At 66.5% G+C, this 5,904-nt stretch carries 4 protein-coding genes; all 4 read left to right on the forward strand.

What is annotated here, in order from left to right:
- The first annotated feature begins 635 nt into the window (after positions 1-635).
- A complete protein-coding gene (locus tag ACFPWW_RS26080) occupies positions 636-1,796 on the forward strand; it encodes a sensor domain-containing diguanylate cyclase (RefSeq protein WP_377313923.1) in 1,161 nt (386 codons plus the stop codon).
- Between the two features lie 115 nt (positions 1,797-1,911).
- A complete protein-coding gene (locus tag ACFPWW_RS26085) occupies positions 1,912-2,265 on the forward strand; it encodes a DMT family protein (protein WP_112564143.1) in 354 nt (117 codons plus the stop codon).
- A 121-nt stretch (positions 2,266-2,386) separates the two neighbouring features.
- Positions 2,387-3,910, forward strand: coding sequence for a DUF1800 domain-containing protein (locus ACFPWW_RS26090; RefSeq protein ID WP_377313925.1), 1,524 nt, complete (start codon positions 2,387-2,389; stop codon positions 3,908-3,910).
- A gap of 11 nt (positions 3,911-3,921) precedes the next feature.
- Positions 3,922-5,094: a DUF1501 domain-containing protein gene (locus ACFPWW_RS26095; protein WP_377313927.1), complete on the forward strand. Its 1,173-nt coding sequence runs from the start codon at positions 3,922-3,924 to the stop codon at positions 5,092-5,094.
- Positions 5,095-5,904 lie beyond the last annotated feature (810 nt).

Consider the following 5,904-nt stretch of genomic DNA (forward strand, 5'->3'; position numbering starts at 1 on the left):
ATTCCAAACGCTCATCCACAACAGACCTCGACCGCCAAACCATCCAAACCTCCCGAGAAACCATCTCGGAAGTGTCAGGTATGTCTCCGAACATCTGTCAGGTATGTATCAAGGCCGTACAACAAGCACAGGGATGAGGTGGGGAGGGAAGCGTCGCTGCCCAAAGCCGGCGTCGGGCAGGCGTCGGGGATGGCGGCAAGGGGCCTTCCACAGCCTCCTCCACCCGGCACGGCCCTTTCACCGCCACCCAGCAGTGCCTCGCCCAGCCCTCGCAACCGCTCTGCCGCGAGGCCCACCCCAACCACCTCATCCCTGTGCCTGTCACAGGGATCCAGCAGCCGCGTGTCCACGCGGCGGAAGACTCTTGTTCTCGCGGCAAGCTCGCAGTGCTGGCGAATACGCGGGAGAGCAGCCGGCTTCCTCCCTCCTGGCATGCGGCGAGCGGTCTGTTCTTCAGGAGTCTCTTCGGCTTGCAGACGCAAGTCGGCTGCCGGCCTTTCCCTGCGGCTGCGGGCGCGGCGGCAGGGTCGATCGCGGTCCGGTTTCTTGCCCCGGCCGGTTTTTTCTTTCTTAAGATCATTGCCCTAGCTTGCGTGGCTGCGCCGGTTCCGTGCCACGTCCCGCCGCGAGGATACATGGATAGTAATTTCGCCTTCCTGCTGCCGGTCATGATGCTGATTTTCGGCTGCACCTTTCTGATCGTCGGCCGCTTCGGGTCGCGGGAGGCGACGTTGTGGGGGCCGGGTTATCTGGTCGCGGCGGCGGCCTTTTGCGTGCCGCTGGTCGACGGGCTGCTTGGCGAGCGCAGGGCCTCGCTGGTTGCCGATGCGCTCTTCCTCATTTCCTTCGTCTTTTATGGCGGCGCGCTGCTTGCCCGTTTCGGGCAGCCGTCGCGGCTGGCGCTGCGTCTGGGTTTTGCCGGGGCGGTTTACGCCGGCATCCTTTATGCGGTGCTGGTGCGCGGAAGCATTCCGGCTGAATTCCTGCTCGACGATTTCGGCTGCGCGGCGCTGCTTGCCTTTGCGATCGTCGCCAGCCTGAAACGGATGCGCCATGCGGCAGACAGGGTGCTCGTCGCCGTCTCCGGCCTCGTGGTGGCCGATACGGTGGTCCGCAACGTCGTCTTCGTCTTCGTCGTGCCCTCCTATGGCGGGCACGAAGATTTCATCGCGTCGCAATATGCCTTCGCCATGCAGGCCTCGGCATCGGTTCTGGCGCTGGTCTTTGCGCTGTCTGCGCTGGCGGCCGCGACGTTCGACACGATCATCGCCCATCGCGACGCGGCCGAGCGCGATCCGCTGACCGGCATGCTGAACCGGCGCGGCTTCGACCGTCTGGCCGGGGAGCGCAAGGGGGCGGAAGGGGCCGTCATCATCTGCGACATCGACAATTTCAAATGGGTGAACGACACGTTCGGCCATGGCCCCGGCGACGAGATGATCCGCGCCTTTGCCGGGATACTGGAGGCGCGGCTGCCGGAGGGCGGCCTTGCGGCGCGTTTCGGCGGCGAGGAATTCGTGGTCTTCCTGCCTTCCACGCCGCTGGTGGCCGCCGCCGATTTCGCCAACCGGGTGCGGCTGGCCTTTGCGGCGGTCGAGCGCAAGCCGGCCGGCGGGATCACGGCAAGCTTCGGCGTGGCCGGCGCGAGTGCCGCCGACCATTCCCTCTACGAGCAGATCGCGCGCGCCGACAGGGCGCTCTATGCGGCCAAGGAGGGCGGGCGCAACAAGGTGATGGTGGAGGGCGAGCCGCCGCAGGACATGTCCGGCCCGCGTCTTTATCGCTCATCCCAATAATGCGGCCGGCAGGGCAATATGGGCCTGGAGACTTGATTGCCCGCAAGGCGCGGGTAAAAGGCTCGTGTTTCACCCGTTCGCAATTCATCCGCAGGATCAGCCCACAGGATCGACCATGCCCTTTTCGCTCAATCCGGCCGCCTTCTGGCCGGTGATCATGCTCTTTGCCTCCAATATCTTCATGACCTTCGCCTGGTACGGCCACCTGAAGCACAAGGGCAGCGCGATCTTCATTGCCATCGTTGCCAGCTGGGGCATCGCCTTCTTCGAATATTGCCTGGCGGTGCCGGCCAACCGCATCGGCTCCACGGTCTATTCGACGGCGCAGCTGAAGACGATGCAGGAAGTCATCACGCTCATCGTCTTTTCCGGTTTCTCGATCTTCTGGCTGGGCGAGAACCTGACCTGGAACCATGCGATCGGTTTTGCGCTGATCGCGGTTGGGGCGTCCTTCATCTTCCGGGCATAGTCTCCAACGATTTCAACAGATTACAAATCGTCCATGTCGGGAAATCGCCGCATTTCCTACACCGTGGCGTCGCAATTGGCTGAGACCCTGTCACCATCCGGTGATGAAGAGGTGAACGGTCATGAGCCTGTCTTTTCCGACGATGGCGGCGATCCGCTTCGGCTACGGGCTGCGGCCGGGCGAGGCGCTGGCGCAGACGAAGGATGAGCTGATTGCGCAGGTCGGCCGCGGCGCGGCTGCCGTGCCGGGTTTTCCCGTGGGCGGCGTCGCGGCGCGGCAGGCGGAAATCCTCGACCTGCAGGACCGGCTGAGACAGATCCGGCAGGCCGGCGGCGACGATCTCGCGCGCCGGCAGCAGCGGCGCGCCCTGCAGCGGCGCGCGCAGCTTCTGTTCCAGATGGATGCCAATGCGCGGCTGATGCAGGCGGTGCTTTCGCCCGACGGGTTCAACGAGCGGCTGGCGACGTTCTGGACCAACCATTTTTCCACCAGCGCCGCCAAGAGCGTGCCGATGCGGCTGATCGTGCCGCTCTATGAGGCCGAGGCGATCCGGCCCTTCATGGGCGGAAGGTTCGCGACGCTGCTGCGCGCCGCCACCGCGCATCCTGCCATGCTCATCTATCTCGATCAGGCGCAATCGCTGGGGCCGGATTCCAGCGGCGGCATGCGGCGCAACAAGGGGCTGAACGAAAATCTCGGCCGCGAGCTTCTGGAACTGCACACGCTGGGTGCCGGCAGCGGTTATACGCAGGCCGACGTGCGCGCGGCGGCGATGGTGCTGACCGGGCTGACGGTCGACCAGCAGCAGATGCAGACGGCCTTCCGGCCGCAGATTTCCGAACCCGGCGAACATCGGGTCCTCGGCGTCGGCTATGGCGGGGCGAAGCGCACACGCGGCGATTATCTCGCCATGCTCGACGATCTCGCCGTGCATCCGAAGACGGCCGGGCATATCAGCCGCAAGCTCGCGGTGCATTTCGTCTCCGACCAGCCGCCGCAGGAGATGATCGCGGCCATGAGCGAGGCCTGGATGAAGACGGATGGCGACCTGACCGCCGTCTACCGCGCCATGCTCGACCATCCCGCCGCCTGGGCAAACGAGGGCGCCAAGGCGCGCCAGCCTTTCGATTATATCGTCAGCGGGCTTCGGGCACTGGATAGCGGGGCCGGCGCCGGCGACGTCGCGGCCTTCATGCAGGCCTACCGGCAGGACGATGCCGACGGCGACGACATGGCCGCCATGGCGCAGAGGAAGGATGCGGGCGCCGGCCAGCAGCCCATGCAGGCGCCGCCCGGCCCGGAGGACGAGGCGCGCATCAAGCGGCGCAAGGCCTTCCAGACGGCGCGCGCGCTCGGGCAGGGCGCGCTGCGGCGCATGGGCCAGCCGACATGGCTGCCGCCGAGCCCGGCCGGTTTCGAGGAGAGTTTTTCCGCCTGGATCACCGCCAGCCAGCTTTCCGAACGGCTTGCCTGGGCGCGGCGCGCCAGCGCCCAGTTCGGCAGGGATGCCGATCCGCGGCAATTCCTGAAGGCCACGCTTGCCGATGCCGCCCGCGACGAGACGATCCGCGTCGTCTCGCAGGCGCCGAGCCGGACGAGCGGGCTGACGCTGGTGCTCGATTCCCCCGAATTCAACCGCCGATAAGGATCTCCGTCATGACAGGCTTTACGCTTTCGCGCCGCGGTTTCCTCGCCTCCGCCTGCTGTCTTGCCGCAGCCCCCATCCTTACGCCCGTCACCTTCGCGGCGATGCCCGGCGACAACCGTTTCGTGACGATCGTGCTGCGCGGGGCGATGGACGGGCTCGATCTCGTGCAGCCCTATGGCGATGCCGGCTTTGCGGCGCTGCGGCCCACGCTCGCGCTCACGCCCGACAGGGGGCTTCTCGATCTCGACGGCCACTTCGGGCTCAATCCGGCGGCGGCCGGCCTGATGCCGCTGTGGAAGGCGAGGGAGCTTGCCTTCGTGCATGCCGTTTCCACGCCCTACCGCGACCAGCGCAGCCATTTCGACGGGCAGGACATGCTGGAATCGGGCGGCGAGCATGTGGCCGAGGAAAAGACCGGCTGGCTCAACCGGGCGCTCGCCGTCATGCCGCGCCCGGCTGCGCGCAAGGCGATCGACGTCAACACGTCCACCGAGCTGATCCTGACCGGGCCGAACAATGTCGATGTCTGGGCCTCGGATTCCAATCTCGGGCCGGCCAAGGACGAGATGCAGTTCCTGATGCGGCTCTATGCCGGCGATCCGGCCTTCGCGAAGGCGATGGACGAGGCGATGCGGGCCGACAGTGCGGCGATGCTGTCGGAACCTTCCGGGGAGCGCGGCGAGAAGATCGGCGACGTCGCCGCTCTCGCCGGCAACATGCTGAAGGGCGATTACCGCATCGCCAGCTTCTCCATCACCGGCTGGGATACGCATGTCGGCCAGCTCGGCCAGTTCAGGCGGCCGGTGCAGGATCTGGCGCAGGCGATCACGACGCTGAAGGCGACGATGGGGCCGGATGTCTGGTCGAAGACGGTGGTGCTTGCCATGACGGAATTCGGCCGCACGGTGCGCGAGAACGGTTCTTCCGGGACGGATCACGGCACCGGCGGCTGCGCGGTGCTGGCCGGCGGGGCTATCGACGGCGGGCGCATTCTCGGCAAATGGCCGGGGCTTGGCGACGGGGCGCTGCTGGATGACCGCGACCTGATGCCGACGGCCGACGTGCGCGAGCTTGCGGCGGCGATGCTCTACCGGCAGTTCGATGTGTCGGCCGAGGACCTGACGGGGAAGATTTTTCCGGGGCTGAGTTTCGACAGCGGCTCGCAGTTCTTGCGGGGGTGATTGTTCGGCAGAGGAGGCCGTTGGGACGCGGTGAGCTATCCCCGACCTCCCTCATTCCTGTGCCCGTCACAGGAATCCAGCCAGCTTGCGTCTGCGCGGTGAGTGACTCCCATATGCCGCAAGCAAACGAGTCTCTCCTGCCCAAGGACTTGGGCAGGCTGGATCCCTGTGACAAGCACAGGGATGAGGGTGGGGGAGGGGGCGTCGCCGCCCAAAGCAGGCGTCGGGCATGGCGGCAAAGACCGCCGCAGCCTCCACCACTCGACACGGCCCTCTCACCGCCACCCCAACAGCGCCTCACCCATCCCTCGCAACCGCTCTGCCGGAAGGCCCACCCCAACCACCCCAACAGTGCCTCACCCATCCCTCGCAACCGTTCTGCCCGGAGGCCCACCCCAACCTCCCTCATTCCTGTGCCTGTCACAGGAATCCAGCCACCGCGCGTCCGCGCGGTGAATGACTCCCATATACGGCAGGCAAACGAGTCTCTCCTGCCCAAGGACTTGGGCAGGCTGGATCCCTGTGACGGGCACAGGGATGAGGGTGGGGAGGGGGCGTCGCCGCCCAAAGCAGGCGTCAGGCATCGCGGCAGAGGCCTTCCGCAGCCTCCACCACCCGACACGGCCCTTTCAGCGCCACCCAGCAATGCCTCGCCCGGCCCTCGCAACCGTCCTGCCGCGAGGCCCACCCCAACAGTGCCTCACCCATCCCTCGCAACCGTTCTGCCCGGAGGCCCACCCCAACCTCCCTCATTCCTGTGCCTGTCACAGGAATCCAGCCACCGCGCGTCCGCGCGGTGAATGACTCCCA

It is taken from the genome of Rhizobium sp. GCM10022189 (assembly GCF_042656325.1).
Classification (GTDB): Bacteria; Pseudomonadota; Alphaproteobacteria; order Rhizobiales; family Rhizobiaceae; genus Rhizobium.

Coding starts and splice junctions, on each gene's coding strand:
- ACFPWW_RS26080 (WP_377313923.1), top strand. CDS start 636: ATGGATAGTAATTTCGCCTTCCTGCTGCCGGTCATGATGCTGATTTTC.
- ACFPWW_RS26085 (WP_112564143.1), top strand. CDS start 1,912: ATGCCCTTTTCGCTCAATCCGGCCGCCTTCTGGCCGGTGATCATGCTC.
- ACFPWW_RS26090 (WP_377313925.1), top strand. CDS start 2,387: ATGAGCCTGTCTTTTCCGACGATGGCGGCGATCCGCTTCGGCTACGGG.
- ACFPWW_RS26095 (WP_377313927.1), top strand. CDS start 3,922: ATGACAGGCTTTACGCTTTCGCGCCGCGGTTTCCTCGCCTCCGCCTGC.